The organism is Xanthomonas sp. NCPPB 2866 (assembly GCF_041475745.2).
In the GTDB taxonomy this organism is placed as follows: Bacteria; Pseudomonadota; Gammaproteobacteria; order Xanthomonadales; family Xanthomonadaceae; genus Xanthomonas; species Xanthomonas arboricola.
Map to the genome: position 1 here is coordinate 2,577,781 of NZ_CM192975.1, position 16,906 is coordinate 2,594,686.

18 protein-coding genes are annotated in these 16,906 nt (G+C 65.9%); 7 read left to right on the forward strand and 11 right to left on the reverse strand.

Going from position 1 to position 16,906, the window contains the following annotated elements; all coding sequences use genetic code 11:
- Positions 1-140: 140 nt before the first annotated feature.
- Positions 141-1,205 (forward strand): SDR family oxidoreductase, encoded by a 1,065-nt coding sequence (locus ACCQ04_RS11030; RefSeq protein WP_054592954.1) that lies wholly within the window; start codon positions 141-143, stop codon positions 1,203-1,205.
- Positions 1,206-1,445: 240 nt separating this feature from the next.
- On the opposite strand, the gene lolD is transcribed toward ACCQ04_RS11030, so the two are convergent.
- The 10 genes from lolD to ACCQ04_RS11080 form a co-directional block, all read right to left on the reverse strand.
- Positions 1,446-2,156 (reverse strand): lipoprotein-releasing ABC transporter ATP-binding protein LolD, encoded by a 711-nt coding sequence (gene lolD / locus ACCQ04_RS11035; protein WP_476001609.1) that lies wholly within the window; start codon positions 2,154-2,156, stop codon positions 1,446-1,448.
- Between the two features lie 16 nt (positions 2,157-2,172).
- The gene (locus ACCQ04_RS11040; protein ID WP_054592953.1) at positions 2,173-3,414 is read right to left on the reverse strand and encodes a lipoprotein-releasing ABC transporter permease subunit; all 1,242 of its coding nucleotides are present in this window, start codon (positions 3,412-3,414) and stop codon (positions 2,173-2,175) included.
- A gap of 23 nt (positions 3,415-3,437) precedes the next feature.
- Positions 3,438-3,890 carry a hypothetical protein gene (locus ACCQ04_RS11045; RefSeq protein WP_065047439.1) on the reverse strand — a complete coding sequence of 151 codons (453 nt, stop codon included), beginning with the start codon at positions 3,888-3,890 and terminating at the stop codon, positions 3,438-3,440.
- Complete coding sequence (locus tag ACCQ04_RS11050; protein ID WP_016902588.1) at positions 3,841-4,089, reverse strand: FAD assembly factor SdhE; 249 nt, start codon at positions 4,087-4,089, stop codon at positions 3,841-3,843. Before ACCQ04_RS11050 ends, ACCQ04_RS11045 begins: the two co-directional genes overlap by 50 nt.
- Positions 4,090-4,200: 111 nt before the next feature.
- Positions 4,201-4,983 (reverse strand): succinate dehydrogenase iron-sulfur subunit, encoded by a 783-nt coding sequence (locus tag ACCQ04_RS11055; RefSeq protein ID WP_226427726.1) that lies wholly within the window; start codon positions 4,981-4,983, stop codon positions 4,201-4,203.
- 16 nt (positions 4,984-4,999) lie between these two features.
- A complete protein-coding gene (locus ACCQ04_RS11060; protein WP_080959882.1) occupies positions 5,000-5,209 on the reverse strand; it encodes a hypothetical protein in 210 nt (69 codons plus the stop codon).
- A 3-nt stretch (positions 5,210-5,212) separates the two neighbouring features.
- On the reverse strand, positions 5,213-7,003 hold the full coding sequence (sdhA, locus tag ACCQ04_RS11065; RefSeq protein ID WP_104645776.1) for a succinate dehydrogenase flavoprotein subunit: 1,791 nt from the start codon (positions 7,001-7,003) through the stop codon (positions 5,213-5,215).
- A 34-nt stretch (positions 7,004-7,037) separates the two neighbouring features.
- Positions 7,038-7,424, reverse strand: coding sequence for a succinate dehydrogenase, hydrophobic membrane anchor protein (gene sdhD, locus ACCQ04_RS11070; protein ID WP_024938688.1), 387 nt, complete (start codon positions 7,422-7,424; stop codon positions 7,038-7,040).
- Positions 7,421-7,813, reverse strand: a complete 393-nt coding sequence (sdhC, locus tag ACCQ04_RS11075) for a succinate dehydrogenase, cytochrome b556 subunit (RefSeq protein ID WP_024938689.1) — start codon at positions 7,811-7,813, stop codon at positions 7,421-7,423. Before sdhC ends, sdhD begins: the two co-directional genes overlap by 4 nt.
- Positions 7,814-7,869: 56 nt before the next feature.
- Positions 7,870-8,178, reverse strand: coding sequence for a DUF1674 domain-containing protein (locus tag ACCQ04_RS11080; RefSeq protein WP_226427725.1), 309 nt, complete (start codon positions 8,176-8,178; stop codon positions 7,870-7,872).
- On the opposite strand from ACCQ04_RS11080, the gene ygfZ reads away from it, so the two are divergent.
- Entirely contained in the window at positions 8,080-8,970 is an 891-nt protein-coding gene (ygfZ, locus tag ACCQ04_RS11085) for a CAF17-like 4Fe-4S cluster assembly/insertion protein YgfZ (protein ID WP_226427724.1), read from the forward strand. The genes ACCQ04_RS11080 and ygfZ overlap by 99 nt on opposite strands.
- Here the strand turns inward: ygfZ and ACCQ04_RS11090 are convergent.
- Positions 8,967-10,055 carry an ABC transporter ATP-binding protein gene (locus tag ACCQ04_RS11090; protein ID WP_024938691.1) on the reverse strand — a complete coding sequence of 363 codons (1,089 nt, stop codon included), beginning with the start codon at positions 10,053-10,055 and terminating at the stop codon, positions 8,967-8,969. The genes ygfZ and ACCQ04_RS11090 overlap by 4 nt on opposite strands.
- A 421-nt stretch (positions 10,056-10,476) precedes the next feature.
- Here ACCQ04_RS11090 and zwf point away from each other — a divergent pair, with 421 nt between their 5' ends.
- From zwf to ACCQ04_RS11115, 5 genes are all read left to right on the forward strand, one after another.
- Complete coding sequence (gene zwf, locus ACCQ04_RS11095) at positions 10,477-11,907, forward strand: glucose-6-phosphate dehydrogenase (protein WP_016902596.1); 1,431 nt, start codon at positions 10,477-10,479, stop codon at positions 11,905-11,907.
- The gene (gene glk, locus ACCQ04_RS11100) at positions 11,904-12,911 is read left to right on the forward strand and encodes a glucokinase (protein ID WP_016902597.1); all 1,008 of its coding nucleotides are present in this window, start codon (positions 11,904-11,906) and stop codon (positions 12,909-12,911) included. Before zwf ends, glk begins: the two co-directional genes overlap by 4 nt.
- Positions 12,908-13,627: a 6-phosphogluconolactonase gene (pgl, locus tag ACCQ04_RS11105; RefSeq protein ID WP_054592947.1), complete on the forward strand. Its 720-nt coding sequence runs from the start codon at positions 12,908-12,910 to the stop codon at positions 13,625-13,627. The genes glk and pgl overlap by 4 nt, the downstream gene beginning before the upstream one ends.
- A gap of 172 nt (positions 13,628-13,799) precedes the next feature.
- Positions 13,800-15,716, forward strand: coding sequence for a phosphogluconate dehydratase (gene edd / locus ACCQ04_RS11110; protein ID WP_024938694.1), 1,917 nt, complete (start codon positions 13,800-13,802; stop codon positions 15,714-15,716).
- 52 nt (positions 15,717-15,768) lie between these two features.
- Positions 15,769-16,428 (forward strand): bifunctional 4-hydroxy-2-oxoglutarate aldolase/2-dehydro-3-deoxy-phosphogluconate aldolase, encoded by a 660-nt coding sequence (locus ACCQ04_RS11115; protein ID WP_226427723.1) that lies wholly within the window; start codon positions 15,769-15,771, stop codon positions 16,426-16,428.
- The last annotated feature ends 478 nt before the right edge of the window (positions 16,429-16,906 follow it).

Here is a 16,906-nt window from a genome sequence, read left to right on the forward strand (position 1 = left end):
GTGGAAGGTGATGCCACGCAGGTGCAATGCGCCAGGCAGGACAGCGTGTGCAGGCCGCACAGCAACCGTATCAGCCTGCATTCGCCTCGATTTCATGACTGCCGCGTTATGTTCGCCACTGTTTCTGAGGAGCTTCCCCCATGCGTAAAGGCACTGCACTGATTGTCGGCGTGACCGGCATTTCCGGTTACAACCTCGCCAATGTCCTGGTGGCCGATGGCTGGACCGTCTATGGCCTGGCACGGCGCCCGCTGCCTCAGGACGGCGTGATCCCGCTTGCGGCCGATCTGCTGGATGCCGACAGCACCAGCACCGCGCTGCGTGGCCTGCCGATCACCCACGTGTTCTTCTGCACCTGGACACGGCGCGACACCGAGCGCGAGAACGTCGAAGCCAACGGCGCGATGATGCGGCATCTTTGCGAAGCGTTGAGCGATGCGCCGCTGCAGCACATGGCGCTGGTCACCGGTACCAAGCATTACCTCGGCGCGTTCGAGAACTACGGCAGCGGCAAGGCGGAAACGCCGTTCCGCGAAAGCGAGCCGCGCCAGCCCGGCGAGAACTTCTACTACACGCTGGAAGACCTGTTGTTCGCACACGCCGAGCAGCATGGCTTTGGCTGGAGCGTGCATCGCTCGCACACCATGATCGGCATGGCCAATGGCAGCAATGCGATGAACATGGGCGTGACGCTGGCGGTGTATGCATCGCTGTGCAAGCACACCGGCCAGCCGTTCGTGTTTCCCGGCTCGCAGGCGCAGTGGAACAGCCTCACCGACCTGACCGATGCCGGCCTGCTCGGCAAGCAGCTGGCCTGGGCAGGCCTGAGCCCGGCCGCACGCAATCAGGCCTTCAACACCGTCAACGGCGACGTGTTCCGCTGGCGCTGGATGTGGAGCCAGATTGCCGACTTCTTCGGGCTCGACGCTGCGCCCTGCCCCGAGACCCCGCAGCCGCTGGAGGCACGCCTGAGCGAGACCGCGCCGGCAATATGGAGCGAGATCGCCAGCCAGCATGGCCTGGTGGAGGCCGACGTCAATCGATTGGCATCCTGGTGGCACACCGATGCCGACCTGGGCCGCGAGATCGAGTGCGTCAACGACATGACCAAGAGCCGCGAACTGGGCTTTATGGATTTCTATGACAGCCGTGCATCGTTCCTGGAACTGTTCACGCGCCTGCGCGCGCTGCGCATCATTCCCTGATGCGCTAGGTCGTCGCCACACACGTGGCGGCGACCGTTCTTCCTGTCAACGCGACTTCCGTCACCGCGAGCATCGACGCGATGCTCCGCGCGGGCATTGCGTGCTGAACGCGCATGTGTGGCGAACGCCGGTCGATGCATCACGCGAATGCCCCCGTCACCACCCCCAGGATCTTCAATCTGAGACCGCGGGTTCAACACCGCCCAGCCGCCAGGAATTCCGACGGCCAGGCAGTGCTTGTCACACCGCAGAAGGTGCCAGTTCGCGCAGCTTGCCCTGATGCAGCTCGAGCACGCGGTCCAGGCGCCGCGCCAGGCTGCGATCGTGCGTTACCAGGACCAGACTGGTGCGCTGTGCACGGTTGAGTTCCAGCATCAGCTCGAACACGGTCTCGGCGGTCTTGTCGTCCAGGTTGCCGGTGGGCTCATCGCCCAGCACGCAGCCTGGCTTGTTCACCAGCGCACGCGCCACCGCCGCACGCTGACGCTCGCCGCCGGACAACTCGCTCGGCTTGTGCTCGATGCGATGTCCGAGCCCGACCGATTCCAGCAACTGCAAGGCCTGCGCCCGCGCCACCGACACCTCTTTCCCGGACAGCAGCACCGGCATCATCACGTTTTCCAGGGCGGTGAATTCCGGCAGCAGATGATGGAACTGGTAGACGAAACCCAGGGCCTGATTACGCAGCTTGCCGCGCTCGCCATCGGACAACGCCGACATGCGCCGGCCGGCCACGTACACCTCGCCGGAGGTCGGGATGTCCAAGCCACCGAGCAGATGCAGCAGCGTGCTCTTGCCCGCCCCTGAGGCGCCGACAATGGCCACGGTTTCGCCGGTCGCCACGGTCAGATCCAGACCGTCAAACACCGGCGTGCGCATCTTGCCTTCGGCGTAGGTCTTGGCCAGACCCTCGGCGCGGATCACCGCCTCTGCTTGGTTTGGCGTTTGCACGGCCGATTCCCTGATCTCATTCATAACGCAGCGCCTCCGCCGGCTGCGTGCGTGAGGCGCGCCATGCCGGATACAAGGTCGCCAGGAAACTCATCACCAGCGCGACGACGGTGATCACCACCACGTCCTGGGTCTGCATGTCGGTCGGCAAGCCGGTGATGTAATACACGTCCTCGGGCAGCAGCTTGACGCTGAAGATCGTCTCGATCACGCCCAGGATGCGTTCCAGGTTGAGCGTCAGCACGATGCCGCCGATCACGCCCATGATCGTGCCCATGAAGCCGATCAACGAGCCTTGCACCATGAACACCTGCATCACCCCCGCAGGCGACAGGCCCAGGGTACGCAGGATGGCGATGTCGGCCTGCTTGTCGGTGACCAGCATGACCTGCGAGGACACCAGGTTGAACGCCCCCATCGCCACGATCAGCGACAGCAGGATGCCCATCACGGTCTTTTCCATCTTCAACGAGTGGTAGAGATTGGCGTTCTCCTGGGTCCAGTCGCTGACCCGGTACGGGCCATGCAACTTCACCGCCAGATCGCGCGCCACCGGCCAGGCCTGATCCATGTCGTGCAGGCGCAGCCGCACGCCGGTGACGCCGTCCATGCGCAACACGCGCGCCAGGTCCTGCATGTTGACCACGGCCAGGCCGCGGTCGATCTCGTTGTAGCCCGCCTCGAAGATTCCGCTGACGGTGAAGCGCTTGAGCCGCGGCATCGCGCCCAGCGGCGTGGCCTGGGTATCGCTGAGCAGCACCACGATGCTGTCGCCCATGTCCACGCCCAGCCACAGCGCCAGCTCCTTGCCGATGACGATGTTGTAGGAGCCCGGGGTCAGGCTGTCGACCGACCCCTGCTGCATCTTCTTGGCCAGTACCGATACCTTGCCTTCTTCGGCAGGAACGATGCCGCGCACGATCGCCGGCTGCTTGCGCGGGCCCTGCAGCAGCGATTCGGTTTCGATGTACGGCGCGGCACCGGCAATGCGCGGATCGGCCATGGCGACCTCGACCGCATGCTGCCAGTCGTGCATCGGCGCACCGTCCGCACTGACCGTGGCATGCGCGGCCATCTGCAGCAGACGGTCGCGGATTTCCTTCTGGAAACCGCTCATCACCGCCAGCGTGGTGATCAGCACGGTCACGCCCAGGGCGATGCCCAGGATCGATGCCATCGAGATAAACGAGATGAAGCCATTGCGCCGCTTGGCACGCAGGTAGCGCAAGCCGATGGCAACCGGGATAGGTTTGAACATGCGGTTCAACCAGGAAAGGGACGCTATGGTGCCACTTGCGGCCGCCGGGACGAAATGGCGTGTGCCTGAGCGGCCAGACGCAGTTCACGTCGCTGCGCTGCGGGCAAGGTATCCGGCCAGAAAAGCAGGCGTTGGCGACGTGCATCCAGGCCGGTCCACGCCACCACCGCGATCGGCCCGCGCCACGCCACCTGCAGGCCCTGCACCTGCACACCGTCAACGCTGGCAGGCGTTTCGCTCCAGGGCACGATCACTTCCCGTGCTGACGAGCGCAACAGCAGGCGCAGCGATCGTCCACCGGTCAACACCGTATAGACGGACAACAGCATCGCCAGCCATGGCGGTGCCCCGCTCCGCCAGAGCGCCCCCAACGCGAGCGCGCTCAGCACGCCCAGCGCGCAAGCAAGCCCGCGCGAGGGCCGCCATTCAAGCCGGCATGGCGCGAATATCGGCGATGAGTGCGGCGTTGACGGCATCCGGGCAGGCCTCGTATCCCATGAACCAGCGCCACAACTTATCGTCTTCGCAATCCAGCAGCTGTAGGAAAACCGCGCGCTCGGACTCGGAAGCCTGCGCCCAGCGTTGATCCAGATAGCGCCCGAACAATTGATCGAGCTCGCGCATGCCGCGCCGGCAACGCCAGCGCAGTTTCTTCAACAGGGTTTCTTCATCCATCTCACTCTCCAGCTCGCCTTGCCGGCGCCGAAAACGACAGCGGCACCAGACCAAGGGCCGGTGCCGCTGTGAACCATCTCCCCGCCAACGCGGGCCCGCATTGCGCTGCGATCAGGCGCGACGCGCCATCATCAGCTTCTTGATCTCGGCAATCGCCAGCGCCGGGTTCAGGCCCTTGGGGCAGGTCCGCGCGCAGTTCATGATGGTGTGGCAGCGATACAGCTTGAACGGGTCTTCCAGGTCGTCCAGGCGCGCACCGGTGTCCTCGTCGCGCGAATCGATGATCCAGCGATACGCCTGCAGCAGGATCGCCGGGCCCAGATAGCGCTCGCCATTCCACCAGTAGCTCGGGCAACTGGTCGAGCAGCAGGCGCACAGGATGCACTCGTACAGGCCATCAAGCTTGCGGCGGTCTTCCGGCGACTGCAGGCGCTCGCGGTCCGGCGGCGGCGGGGTCTGGGTACGGATCCACGGCTTGATCGACGCGTACTGCGCGTAGAAATGCGTCAGATCCGGCACCAGGTCCTTGATCACGCTCATGTGCGGCAGCGGGTAGATCGGCACCTCGGCCTTGCCGCAAGCGGCAATCGCCTTGGTGCAGGCCAGCGTGTTGGTGCCGTCGATGTTCATCGCGCACGAGCCGCAGATGCCCTCGCGGCAGGAGCGACGGAACGCCAGCGTCGGGTCGATCTCGTTCTTGATCTTGATCAGCGCGTCCAACACCATCGGGCCGCACTTGTCGAGATCGATCTCATAGCTGTCGGTACGCGGGTTGGCGTCGCCATCCGGATCCCAGCGGTAGACCTTGAAGGTGCGCATGTTCTTGGCGCCCTGTGCAGGGTAATGCTTGCCCTTGCCGATCTTTGAATTCTTGGGGAGGGTGAACTCTGCCATAGCTGCTCTCGTTGGCTCAGGCGATGCGCGGTGCGAACGACAACCGCACCGTGCGCATGAAGGTAAAGATGACGGATGCCACCGCCGCGGCGGTGGCGCAACCGCCGGCGGCATGCCGGCGTTGCCCCTGCGTCATGGGGCGATCCGGCTGTCGCGGTGCACGGCTGCGGTACCCGGACAGGCCGGCCAGCAGATGCAGGGCGAAAGCAGATCGATCCATGCGCATCGATCAGTAAACGCGCGGCTTCGGCGGGACCACGTCCACGTCCTTGCTCAGCGTGTACATGTGCACCGGACGATATTCGAACTCGCACTTGCCCTTGTCGTCGACGGTGACCAGCGTGTGCTTCTGCCAGTTGACGTCGTCGCGGTCCGGGAAGTCTTCGTGCGAATGCGCGCCGCGGCTTTCCTTGCGCTGTTCGGCCGAATTGATCGTCGCCACCGCGTTGAGCAGCAGGTTGTTCAACTCGTAGGTCTCGATCAGATCCGAGTTCCAGACCAGCGAGCGGTCGGATACCTTGACGTCTTCGAAGGTGGCGAAGATCTCGGCCATCTTGTCCACGCCTTCCTTCAACGTCTTGCTGGTGCGGAACACTGCGGCATCGGACTGCATGGTGCGCTGCATGTTGTCGCGGATCACCGAGGTTGGCGTGGAGCCGTTGGCATAGCGCAACTTGTCCAGCAGGCCCAGCGCCTTGTCGCAGGCATCGGACGGCAAGGTCTTGTGCGGCTGATTGGGCTTGACCGTCTCGGCGCAGCGGTTTGCCACCGCACGGCCGAACACCACCAGATCCAGCAGCGAGTTGGATCCCAGGCGGTTGGCACCGTGCACCGACACGCAGGCCGCTTCGCCGATCGCGTACAGGCCAGGCACCACCGCATCCGGGTCGTCGCCCTGCTTGCGCACGACTTCGCCGTAGAAATTGGTCGGAATGCCGCCCATGTTGTAGTGCACGGTCGGCAGCACCGGGATCGGCTGCTTGGTCACGTCCACACCGGCAAAGATGTGCGCGCTCTCGGCGATGCCGGGCAGCTTTTCGTTAATGACTTCCGGGCCGAGGTGGGTCAGGTCGAGCAGGATGTGATCCTTGTGCTCGCCGACGCCGCGGCCTTCGCGGATCTCCACGGTCATCGAACGCGACACCACATCGCGCGAGGCCAGATCCTTGTAATGCGGTGCGTAGCGCTCCATGAAGCGCTCGCCATTGCTGTTGCGCAGGATGCCGCCTTCGCCACGCACGCCCTCGGTGATCAGGCAGCCCGCACCGTAAATACCGGTGGGATGGAACTGCACGAACTCCATGTCCTGCACTGGCAGGCCGGCACGCATCACCAGGCCGCCGCCGTCACCGGTACAGGTGTGGGCAGAGGTCGCGCTGAAGTAGGCACGGCCATAGCCGCCGGTGGCCAGCACCACGCCGTGGGCCCGGAACAGATGCAAGCTGCCATCGGCCATGTCCAGCGCCAGCACGCCGCGGCAGACGCCCTCCTCGTCGAAGATCAGGTCGAGCGCGAAGTACTCGATCATGAAGCGCGCGTTATGTGCCAGCGATTGCTGATACAGCGTGTGCAACATCGCGTGACCGGTACGGTCGGCCGCCGCGCAGGTGCGCTGCGCCGACGGGCCTTCGCCGTACTTGGTGGTCATGCCGCCGAACGGGCGCTGGTAGATCTTGCCCTCTTCGGTACGCGAGAACGGCACGCCGTAGTGCTCGAGCTCGATGATCGCCGGGATCGCCTCACGGCACATGTACTCGATCGCGTCCTGGTCGCCCAGCCAGTCCGAGCCCTTGATGGTGTCGTAGAAGTGGTAGCGCCAGTCGTCTTCGCCCATGTTGCCGAGCGCGGCCGAGATGCCACCCTGCGCCGCCACGGTATGCGAGCGGGTCGGGAAGACCTTGGTCAGGCAGACCGTCTGCAGGCCCTTCTGGGCCAGGCCGAACGTGGCGCGCAGGCCGGCGCCGCCGGCGCCCACCACGACCATGTCGTACTTGTGTTCAGTGATCTTGTAAGCGGACATCTAATCTGGATTCCTGTTCTGTGTGCCCGATGACTCAGGCACCGCCCAGCGCGATGCGCGCCACTGCGAAAATGCTGACGATCGCGCCAAGCACGGCGACGAACTTCACCGTCGTCTGCAACGCCAGCGCCAGCAACGAATTGTGGATGTAGTCCTCGAGCACGACCTGCAGGCCAAGCTGCGCATGCCAGAACATCGCCACCAGGAAACCGACCAGCAGCACGGCGTTCCACGGTTTGGACACGGCAACGACTGCAGTCATGTAGTCGGAACCGAGCAGGCTCAGCACGAACGCCACGAACCAGATCGCCAGCACGACCAGGGCTGTGGCGGTCAGCCGCTGCATCACGAAATGTTCGGTGCCGGTCTTGGCCGCGCCCAGACCGCGCACATTCTTCAAGGGGGTGCGATAGCGGCTCATGCGGAAACTCCGGTCAGGACATAGGCCCAGATCGCAGCGGTCAGCACCAGGCTGGCGATCACCGATGTCCAGCTGCTGCGGATGAAGGCGGGAATGCTGAAGCCGTGGCCGAAATCCTGGACGATGTGGCGGATGCCGTTGGCCAGGTGATAGGTAAATGCCCAGGACCAGGCAAATAGGAACAACTGGCCGTACCAGGCGCCCAGCTGCTGGGTGAGGCAATTCCAGTGGTCCTCGCCGAGCATTAGCAACAGCAGCGAGACGGCGATGACCAGCGCGCCTCCGGAAAGGATGACGCCGGTGGCTCGATGCAGGATCGAGGTCGCCATCTGGATCTGCCAGCGATATACCTGCAGATGTGGAGAAGTGGGACGTTCGCGGATCGCCATTCGCTGGGCTCGTTTTCTCGGCTGGGCGGCACTAGGCCGCTGTGGCTAGAAGCTGCTCAAAAATCGATGCAGCGTCCATTTTTTTCCCAGTCGCCGTAGCGCGTTGGCTCGGGGCCGTCGCGTCCACCAATTTCCTTCGGCAGTGGCTTCTTCTCGGGAATCGTCTCCTGAGGGGAAGGCTGCGTCTCGGAATCCTGCGCTGGGGTGGGGGTTGGATGGCCTATCATAGTGGTCTCACAACGTTGCGATTTTAGTCCTCCCCTTACATGGCTGACAACCTGAATCTTATTCCACAGGGTTTTGGCTCCCTGCACGACATGCAATACGTCCGCTTGATCGGGACGGATGCAGTGGCGTTCGCGCATGCGCAATTTGCCAACGACGTACAGGCGCTGGCGATCGGGCAGTGGCAGTGGAATGCGTGGTTGACGGCAAAGGGGCGCGTGATCGCCATCTTCGCACTCCTGCGTGAGGACGACACCCACCTGCTGATGCTGTTGCCCGATGGCAATGCGGCCGAGATCGCAACGCAACTCGGCCGTTTTGTGTTCCGACGCAAGCTCAAGATCGGCGTGGCGGCGCTTTCGGCGTTTGGCGGCCTTGCCGCGCCTGCCCGCGCCCAGGGCGCGCAGGCCGATATCGGAACGCAGCGTATCGAATTGGACCTGGGCAGCCCTGCCCTCCCGCGCACGCTGATGTTGCTGACGAACGATGAGGCATTGGCCGCGCCTATCGAAGTACCGCGCATGGACGCCGAGTGGCGACGTACGGACCTGCAACTGGGGCTGGCGCGCCTGCCCGATGCGCAACGCGAGCAGTGGACGCCGCAGCAGCTGGCGCTGGATCGCCTGCAGGCCTTCAGCGTCAAGAAGGGCTGCTATCCGGGCCAGGAAATCGTGGCGCGGACGCACTTTCTGGGCAAGGCCAAGCGTGCGCTGCAGCTGCTGCAGGTCGATGCCGTTTGCAGCGATGCGCTGGCCGAGGCGGGCCAGGCCGTGCTGCTGGGCGATGCCACCGTTGGCACGCTGGTCAGCGTGGCGGGCGATCTTGCACTGGCGGTGCTGCCGCTGGAGCTGACCCTGGAGGCCGACGCCGTGCTGCAGGCGGGCGCGCATGCCGCCCGCCCGCTTGCATTCGTGCAGGGGCTGGCGCGTTAGGCCAGCGCCAGCCGTTCGCCGCTGGCCGGGTCGAAGAAGTGCAGCGCCTCGCTGCGCAGTGCCAGGCGCAGCTGCTCCCCCACCGCCGGCAGGGCCTGCGGTGCGACCCGGATCACCAGCGGCTGGCCGCCACGGTCGAGGTTGAGGAAGATCTCGTTGCCGACCGGCTCGATCACGTCGATACGCGCGTCAAAGCCCAGCGCGGCATCGTTTGACGGCTGCAGGTGCTCCGGACGCACGCCGACGATCACCTCGCGACCGAACCAGCTGCGCTCGACCCGCGCCGCACCCAGCGGCACACGCCAGCCATCGGCCATGACCAGATGCAGGCCGTCCTGCTCATCCAGGCGCCCCTGCAGCACGTTCATCGCCGGGCTGCCGAGGAATCCGGCCACGAACAGATTGGCCGGGCGGTCGTACAGCGCCATCGGGCTGTCGATCTGCTGGATCACCCCATCCTTGAGCACCACGATGCGCTGGCCCAGCGTCATCGCCTCGACCTGATCGTGGGTGACGTAGATCATCGTGGTGCCGAGCTTGCGATGCAGCTGCGCGATCTCGGTACGCACGCTGTGGCGCAGCTTGGCATCCAGATTGGACAGCGGCTCGTCGAGCAGGAACACCGACGACTCGCGCACCATCGCCCGCCCCAGCGCCACGCGCTGACGCTGGCCGCCGGACATCGCCTTGGGCAGCTTGTCGAGCATCGGGGTCAGCCCCAGCAACTCGGCGGCGTTGTTGACCCGCTCGGCGATGACCTGCTTGGGGTGGCCGCGCAGCTTGAGCCCGAAGGCCAGGTTCTCGGCCACGGTCATGTGCGGATAGAGCGCGTAGCTCTGGAACACCATGGCGATGTCGCGGTCTTTGGGAGCCACGTCGTTGACCACGCGCTCGCCGATCTTCAGCGTGCCGGCACTGATGTCCTCGAGCCCGGCAATCATGCGCAACAGGGTCGACTTGCCGCAGCCGGACGGACCGACCAGCACCATCAATTCGCCATCGGCGACCTCGAAGCTCGCACCCTGCACCGCGACCTGGCCGTTCTCGTAGACCTTGCGGACACCTTCCAACTGCACTTTCGCCATCTTCGGCCTCAACGTAAGTTGTGCGCCCTGCCCTCGGCCCTCCCGACGGCGGTGACGCCGCATGCGCCTGCAAGGAAATTTCCTGCAAACGAATGCATTGGTTTATTCTGACATGTAATCGTTTTCACATGGCAACATCGATCTCGGGAGGGACCATGCCGCCACCGACCCAAGCCGCTGTCTCAAGCGGTGCAGCCTACCGTGCGAGGCCCGCCATTCGGCCACGCATGTGCAGGTCAACCGCCGCGGCGCTAACCGCTGACGGCCACTTGCTGCAACAATCAGGGATTGGGCGTGCGCGTCCATCCCCCGCTGCGCGCACGCCAGTGTCGCTCAGGAACAGACATACCGACCGCCGGCTGTCCGGCGCCTTTCCGACCAGCTGCTGATCACGATGTCTCCAGAATCTGAAATTCGGTCCATGCACAACACCCTGATCCTGTTCGGCGCCACCGGCGATCTCGCCCAGCGCTATCTCTTCCCGTCCCTGCTGCGATTGTTCGTCGATGGCCTGCTGCCGGAGGATTTCCGTATCCGTGCGCTGGCGTTGTCGCCGCACGACACCGAGGCGTTCCGCGAGGTGCTGCGCCCGCGCCTGGCCGCCGCGCTGCCGATCGCCACGCCCGAGCAGATCGAAACGCTGCTGCAGCGGGTCGACTATCGCTCGGTGGATCTGCGCGATGCCGAGTCGGTGGCCAATGCCGTACGCGAGCTGGCCAGCCGCCAGTGCGTGAGCTACCTGGCGATTCCGCCGGGCCTGTACATCAGCACCTGCCAGGGCCTGGCCCTGGGCGGTGCGCTGGCTGCGCCGCACCGGCTGATGCTGGAAAAGCCGATCGGCCACGACTCGGACAGCGCCCGCGAGATCCTGCAGTCGATCGGCGCGCTGATCGACGAAGACCGCGTGTTCCGCCTGGACCACTACCTGGGCAAGGCGGCGGTGCAGAACCTGATCGCCCTGCGCTTCGGCAATACGTTGCTGGAAGCGGTGTGGAACCGCACCTATATCGAGTCGGTGCAGATCCTGGTGGCCGAGAGCGAAGGCGTGGATGGGCGCGATGCCTACTACGCGCGCTCCGGCGCGCTGCGCGACATGGTGCAGAGTCACATCCTGCAGTTGTTGTGCCTGGTGGCGATGGAGCCGCCGGCCTCGCTGGAAGCCGATCGCATCCGCGACGAGAAGGTCAAGGTGCTGCGCGCGCTGCGCCCGATGACCGCCGAGCATGCCGCCCACGACAGCGTGCGTGGCCGCTACACCGCCGGCAGCATCAACGGCCAGCCGGCGCAGGCCTATCACCCGCCGGAAGGCAGCGACGTGGAAACCTTCGTCGCGGTGACCGCGCATATCGACAACTGGCGCTGGGCCGGGGTGCCGTTCCACCTGTGCACCGGCAAGCGTCTGGCCGAGCGTTCCACCCGTATCGTGGTCACGCTCAAGCCGGTGACGCATTGGCTGTTCGAGCGCCCGGACCGGCAGAACGCGGTGCCCAACCGCCTGACCTTCCAGCTGCAGCCGCAGGAAAACATCGAGCTCGGCCTGATGAGCAGCCTGGCCGGCCCGGAATGGGGTGCGATCGAACTGCAGCCGCTGGAACTGGAACTGTCGGTGCCGACCGGCCTGCACCGCCGCATCGCCTACGAGCGCCTGTTCGTGGATGCCTTCAACGGCAACCCGGCGCTGTTCGTGCGCGACGACGAGGTCAAGGCCGCCTGGTCGTGGATCGACAGCGTCAGCGATGCGTGGAAAGACGCGCAGTTGCCGCTGCAGCCCTACCCGGCCGGCAGCTGGGGCCCCGATGCCGCGGCGCCCTTCCTGCCCCCGGCCACCGACGCACAGGGACACACCGCATGACCGCTCCTTCCAAGCCGGTGCTGGTTGCCGATATCGGCGGAACCAATGCGCGCTTCGCGCTGGCCGACGTCGACGCCTCGGTGCCGCTGCTGGATGACACCTCGCGCGAATTTGCGGTGGTCGATTTCGGTTCGCTCGGCGAAGCCGCGCGCTATTACCTCGACCAGATCGGCGTGCAGGCCACCCAGGGCGTGTTCGCCGTGGCCGGCCGCGTGGACGGCGACGAGGCGCGCATCACCAACCATCCGTGGGTGATCTCGCGCTCGCGCACCGCGGCGATGCTGGGCTTCAGCACCCTGCACCTGATCAACGACTTCGCCGCGCAGGCCATGGCGATCAGCCTGCTGCGCCCGCAGGACGTGGTGCAGGTCGGCGGCGCCAGCTGGCGGCCGGCGCCGATCGATCAGCCGCGCAACTACGGCGTGATCGGCCCGGGCACCGGGCTGGGCGTGGGTGGGCTGATCATCCGCAACGGGCGTTGCTTCCCGCTGGAAACCGAAGGTGGCCACGTCAGCTTTCCGCCCGGCACGCCAGAGGAGATCCGCATCCTGGAGATCCTTTCCGAGCAGTTCGGCCGGGTCTCCAACGAGCGCCTGATCTGCGGCCCGGGCCTGGTCAACATCCATCGCGCGCTCAGCGAGATCGCCGGGGTCGACCCGGGCCCGCTGCAGCCCAAGGACATCACCGCGCGTGCGGCGGCGGGCGACCCGCGCTCGTCGCGCACCATCGATCTGTTCTGCGCCATCTTCGGTGCGATCGCCGGCGATATGGTGTTGATGCAGGGCGCCTGGGACGGCGTGTTCCTCACCGGCGGGCTGGTGCCCAAGGTGCTGGATTCGCTGCAGCATTCCGGCTTCCGCCAGCGCTTCGAACACAAGGGACGCTTCTCAGCGATCATGTCGCGGGTGCCGTCGCTGGCGGTCATGCATCCGCATGCCGGCCTGCTCGGCGCCGCCGCCTATGCGGTGGATGCGCAGCGTCAGCATCCAGGGGAGCAGCGATGAACCTGCAGGACAATCCGCGCATCACACTGGTGCGCTACGAAGACCCGGCCGAATGGACCGAGGCGGTGGCCAGCGAGATGGCCGACCTGCTGGAACAGGAGATTTCGCGCCGCGGCCAGGCGCGCATGCTGCTGTCCGGCGGCACCACCCCGGCACCGGTGTACGAATCGCTCGCCCACCGCCCGCTGGACTGGTCGCGGGTGGAAGTAGGCCTGGTCGATGAGCGCTGGCTCTCGCCGCAGGATCAGGACAGCAACGCCTGGCTTGTCAATCACAGCTTTCTGACTCACGCATCGGCGGCGACCTTCATCCCGCTGGTGCGCCCGGGCAAGCAGTTGCCCGAGTGCGTGCACACCGCGAACCTGCAGGCCAGGCACGCCGAGCCTGCGTGCCTGGCGGTGCTGGGCATGGGTGGCGACGGACACACCGCCTCGCTGTTTCCGGGCTCGACCGACCTGAGCAAGGCACTGTCCAGCCCGCAACCGTATGCGTCGCTGGATGCCACCGGCTGCCCCGGCGCGAATCAGTGGCCGCTGCGGATCACGCTGACACCGGCCGGACTGGCCGCCATCCCGACCCGCCTGCTGTTGCTGCGCGGCAAGCAGAAGCTGGACGTGCTGCAGGCTGCACTGGCCGGTGACGATGTCAGCGAGTATCCGATCCGCGTGGCGCTGCAGCCGCCGGGCCCGAAATTGCGGGTTCATTGGTGTGCGTGAGTGCGAGTCCCTCGCAAGAGCCCGCACATCCATGTGCGGGGATTCAAACGTGCGAGTCCTTCGCAACAGCCGATTTTGTGCGAGTCCTTCGCAAAAGCCCGCACATCCATGTGCGGGTATCTACGAAAAGAACAGCGTGATTACCTTCCCCGTTTCTCATAGCCGGTAGCCAATGAGCCTGCATCCGAACATCCAAGCTGTCACCGACCGTATCCGCAAGCGCAGCGCGCCGTCGCGCGCGGCGTATCTGGCCGGTCTCGATGCCGCCCTGCGCGAGGGTCCGTTCCGTAGCCGTTTGAGCTGCGGCAACCTGGCGCATGGTTTCGCCGCGTCCGAGCCGACCGACAAGTCGCGCCTGCGCGGTGCGGCCACGCCCAACCTGGGCATCATCACCGCCTACAACGACATGCTGTCGGCACATCAGCCGTTCGAGCATTACCCGCAGCTGATCCGCGACACCGCGCGTACGCTCGGTGCCACCGCACAGGTCGCCGGCGGCGTGCCGGCGATGTGCGACGGCGTGACCCAGGGCCGCGCCGGCATGGAGCTGTCGCTGTTCTCGCGCGACAACATTGCCCAGGCCGCGGCGATCGGCCTCAGCCACGACATGTTCGACAGCGTGGTGTACCTGGGCGTGTGCGACAAGATCGTGCCGGGCCTGCTGATCGGCGCGCTGGCGTTCGGGCATCTGCCGGCGCTGTTCATGCCGGCCGGGCCAATGACGCCCGGCATTCCGAACAAGCAGAAGGCCGAAGTGCGCGAGCGCTACGCCGCCGGCGAAGCCACCCGCGCCGAACTGCTGGAAGCCGAGTCGTCCTCGTATCACTCGCCCGGCACCTGCACCTTCTACGGCACCGCCAACTCCAACCAGGTGTTGCTCGAGGCGATGGGCGTGCAGCTGCCCGGTGCCTCGTTCGTCAACCCGGAGCTGCAGTTGCGCGATGCGCTGACCCGTGAGGGCACCGCGCGTGCGCTGGCAATTTCTGCGCTGGGCCAGGACTTCCGTCCGTTCGGTCGCCTGATCGACGAGCGTGCCATCGTCAATGCCGTGGTCGCGCTGATGGCCACCGGTGGTTCGACCAATCACACCATCCACTGGATTGCGGTGGCGCGTGCGGCCGGCATCGTGCTGACCTGGGACGACATGGATCTGATCTCGCAGACCGTGCCGCTGCTGACCCGCATCTACCCCAACGGCGAAGCCGACGTGAACCGCTTCCAGGCCGCGGGCGGCACTGCCTTCGTGTTCCGCGAGCTGATGGACGCCGGGCTGATGCACGACGACCTGCCCACCGTGGTCGAAGGCGGCATGCGCGCCTACGCCAACGAGCCGCGCCTGCAGGACGGCAAGGTCGTCTACGTGCCCGGCACTGCGACCACCGCCGACGACAGCGTGGCGCGGCCGGTCAGCGCCGCATTCGAATCGCAGGGCGGCCTGCGCCTGCTGCGCGGCAACCTGGGCCGCTCGCTGATCAAGTTGTCGGCAGTCAAGCCGCAGCACCGCACGATCGAAGCGCCGGCAGTGGTGATCGACACGCCGCAGGTGCTCAACAAGCTGCATGCGGCCGGCGTGCTGCCGCACGATTTCGTGGTGGTGCTGCGTTACCAGGGCCCGCGTGCCAACGGCATGCCGGAACTGCATTCGATGGCGCCGTTGCTGGGCCTGTTGCAGAACCAGGGCCGGCGCGTGGCCTTGGTCACCGACGGCCGTCTTTCCGGTGCCTCGGGCAAGTTCCCGGCGGCGATCCACATGACGCCAGAGGCCGCACGCGGCGGTCCGATCGGGCGTGTGCGCGAAGGCGACATCGTGCGCCTGGACGGTGAAGCCGGCACGCTGGAGGTGCTGGTCTCGGCCGAAGAGTGGGCATCGCGCGAGGTCGCACCCAACACCTCGGTGGCGGGCAACGACCTGGGGCGCAACCTGTTCGCCATCAACCGCCAGGTGGTTGGCCCGGCCGACCAGGGCGCCATCTCGATTTCCTGCGGCCCGACCCGTCCAGACGGCGCGCTGTGGAGCTACGACGCCGAGTACGAACTCGGTGCCGATGCAGCGGCGGCCGCCGCACCGCACGAGTCCAAGGACGCCTGATTCCCCTTCCCTCTGCGCGACCGCCCCGCGGTCGCCGTCTAACGGAGTTGCAATGACGATTGCCCAGACCCAGAACACCGCCGAACAGCTGCTGCACGACGCCGGCATCCTGCCGGTGGTCACCGTGGACACGCTGGACCAGGCGCGCCGCGTGGCCGATGCGCTGCTCGAAGGCGGCCTGCCCGCGATCGAACTGACCCTGCGCACCCCGATTGCGATCGAAGCGCTGGCCATGCTCAAGCGCGAGCTGCCCAACATCGTGATCGGTGCCGGCACCGTGCTGAGCGAGCTGCAACTGCGTCAGTCGGTGGATGCCGGTGCCGACTTCCTGGTCACCCCGGGCACGCCGGCGCCGCTGGCGCGCCTGCTCGCCGATGCGCCGATCCCCGCCGTGCCCGGCGCGGCCACGCCGACCGAGCTGCTGACCCTGATGGGCCTGGGCTTCCGCGTGTGCAAGCTGTTCCCGGCCACCGCCGTGGGCGGCTTGCAGATGCTCAAGGGCCTGGCCGGCCCGCTGTCCGAACTCAAGCTCTGCCCCACCGGCGGCATCAGCGAGGCCAACGCGGCCGAGTTCCTGTCGCAGCCGAATGTGCTGTGCATCGGCGGCTCGTGGATGGTGCCAAAGGACTGGCTGGCACAGGGCCAGTGGGACAAGGTCAAGGAGAGCTCGGCCAAGGCGGCGGCGATCGTGCGGCAGGTGCGTGCGGCCTGATTCTCTGGCCGCTGTATCCAGCGGCTTGGAACCCAGGTTGCCGGGAAAGCTGGATGGCTGAGGACAGCTGATCAGTTGGCGCTTTGGTTTTGAATGAGGAAAGCCCGGTTTGCTGGCGCTTTCACTTTGGTTGAGGAAAGGCTGCTGCCAGGCGCCTTGTTTCATGCGTGCGAGCGGCCCGCGGGCGCCGGGCAGGACACGCCGTGAACCCATCCATGGGGGGCTCTTACACGCGCCATGTCGTGTAAGGTCCTGCCCCGGCGCCCGCGGACCACTCTTCGAATGTTCCTGTGTTGGCGGAACGGAGAGCAGCCACTGCCGCAGGGCATGCTCGACCTAGGTTTTGATCGTTGCCTCGGCTATTGGGGCAGAGGCCTCTTCGCATACCTCTTGAAGGCAGCGGATTGAGAGCACTGGAAACCGCGCACTTCTGAGTACTTGGCATCTGGGCGGTGTGTCAGAGAGCTACGAAGTCGAA

Excerpts from the sequence above, each read along its gene's own strand:
- ACCQ04_RS11030 (WP_054592954.1), top strand. The coding sequence starts at position 141 with ATGCGTAAAGGCACTGCACTGATTGTCGGCGTGACCGGCATTTCCGGT.
- ACCQ04_RS11040 (WP_054592953.1), bottom strand. The coding sequence starts at position 3,414 with ATGTTCAAACCTATCCCGGTTGCCATCGGCTTGCGCTACCTGCGTGCC.
- ACCQ04_RS11045 (WP_065047439.1), bottom strand. The coding sequence starts at position 3,890 with ATGCCGTCAACGCCGCACTCATCGCCGATATTCGCGCCATGCCGGCTT.
- ACCQ04_RS11050 (WP_016902588.1), bottom strand. The coding sequence starts at position 4,089 with ATGGATGAAGAAACCCTGTTGAAGAAACTGCGCTGGCGTTGCCGGCGC.
- ACCQ04_RS11055 (WP_226427726.1), bottom strand. The coding sequence starts at position 4,983 with ATGGCAGAGTTCACCCTCCCCAAGAATTCAAAGATCGGCAAGGGCAAG.
- ACCQ04_RS11060 (WP_080959882.1), bottom strand. The coding sequence starts at position 5,209 with ATGCGCATGGATCGATCTGCTTTCGCCCTGCATCTGCTGGCCGGCCTG.
- sdhA (WP_104645776.1), bottom strand. The coding sequence starts at position 7,003 with ATGTCCGCTTACAAGATCACTGAACACAAGTACGACATGGTCGTGGTG.
- sdhD (WP_024938688.1), bottom strand. The coding sequence starts at position 7,424 with ATGAGCCGCTATCGCACCCCCTTGAAGAATGTGCGCGGTCTGGGCGCG.
- sdhC (WP_024938689.1), bottom strand. The coding sequence starts at position 7,813 with ATGGCGATCCGCGAACGTCCCACTTCTCCACATCTGCAGGTATATCGC.
- ygfZ (WP_226427724.1), top strand. The coding sequence starts at position 8,080 with ATGGCTGACAACCTGAATCTTATTCCACAGGGTTTTGGCTCCCTGCAC.
- ACCQ04_RS11080 (WP_226427725.1), bottom strand. The coding sequence starts at position 8,178 with ATGCGCGAACGCCACTGCATCCGTCCCGATCAAGCGGACGTATTGCAT.
- ACCQ04_RS11090 (WP_024938691.1), bottom strand. The coding sequence starts at position 10,055 with ATGGCGAAAGTGCAGTTGGAAGGTGTCCGCAAGGTCTACGAGAACGGC.
- zwf (WP_016902596.1), top strand. The coding sequence starts at position 10,477 with ATGCACAACACCCTGATCCTGTTCGGCGCCACCGGCGATCTCGCCCAG.
- glk (WP_016902597.1), top strand. The coding sequence starts at position 11,904 with ATGACCGCTCCTTCCAAGCCGGTGCTGGTTGCCGATATCGGCGGAACC.
- pgl (WP_054592947.1), top strand. The coding sequence starts at position 12,908 with ATGAACCTGCAGGACAATCCGCGCATCACACTGGTGCGCTACGAAGAC.
- edd (WP_024938694.1), top strand. The coding sequence starts at position 13,800 with ATGAGCCTGCATCCGAACATCCAAGCTGTCACCGACCGTATCCGCAAG.
- ACCQ04_RS11115 (WP_226427723.1), top strand. The coding sequence starts at position 15,769 with ATGACGATTGCCCAGACCCAGAACACCGCCGAACAGCTGCTGCACGAC.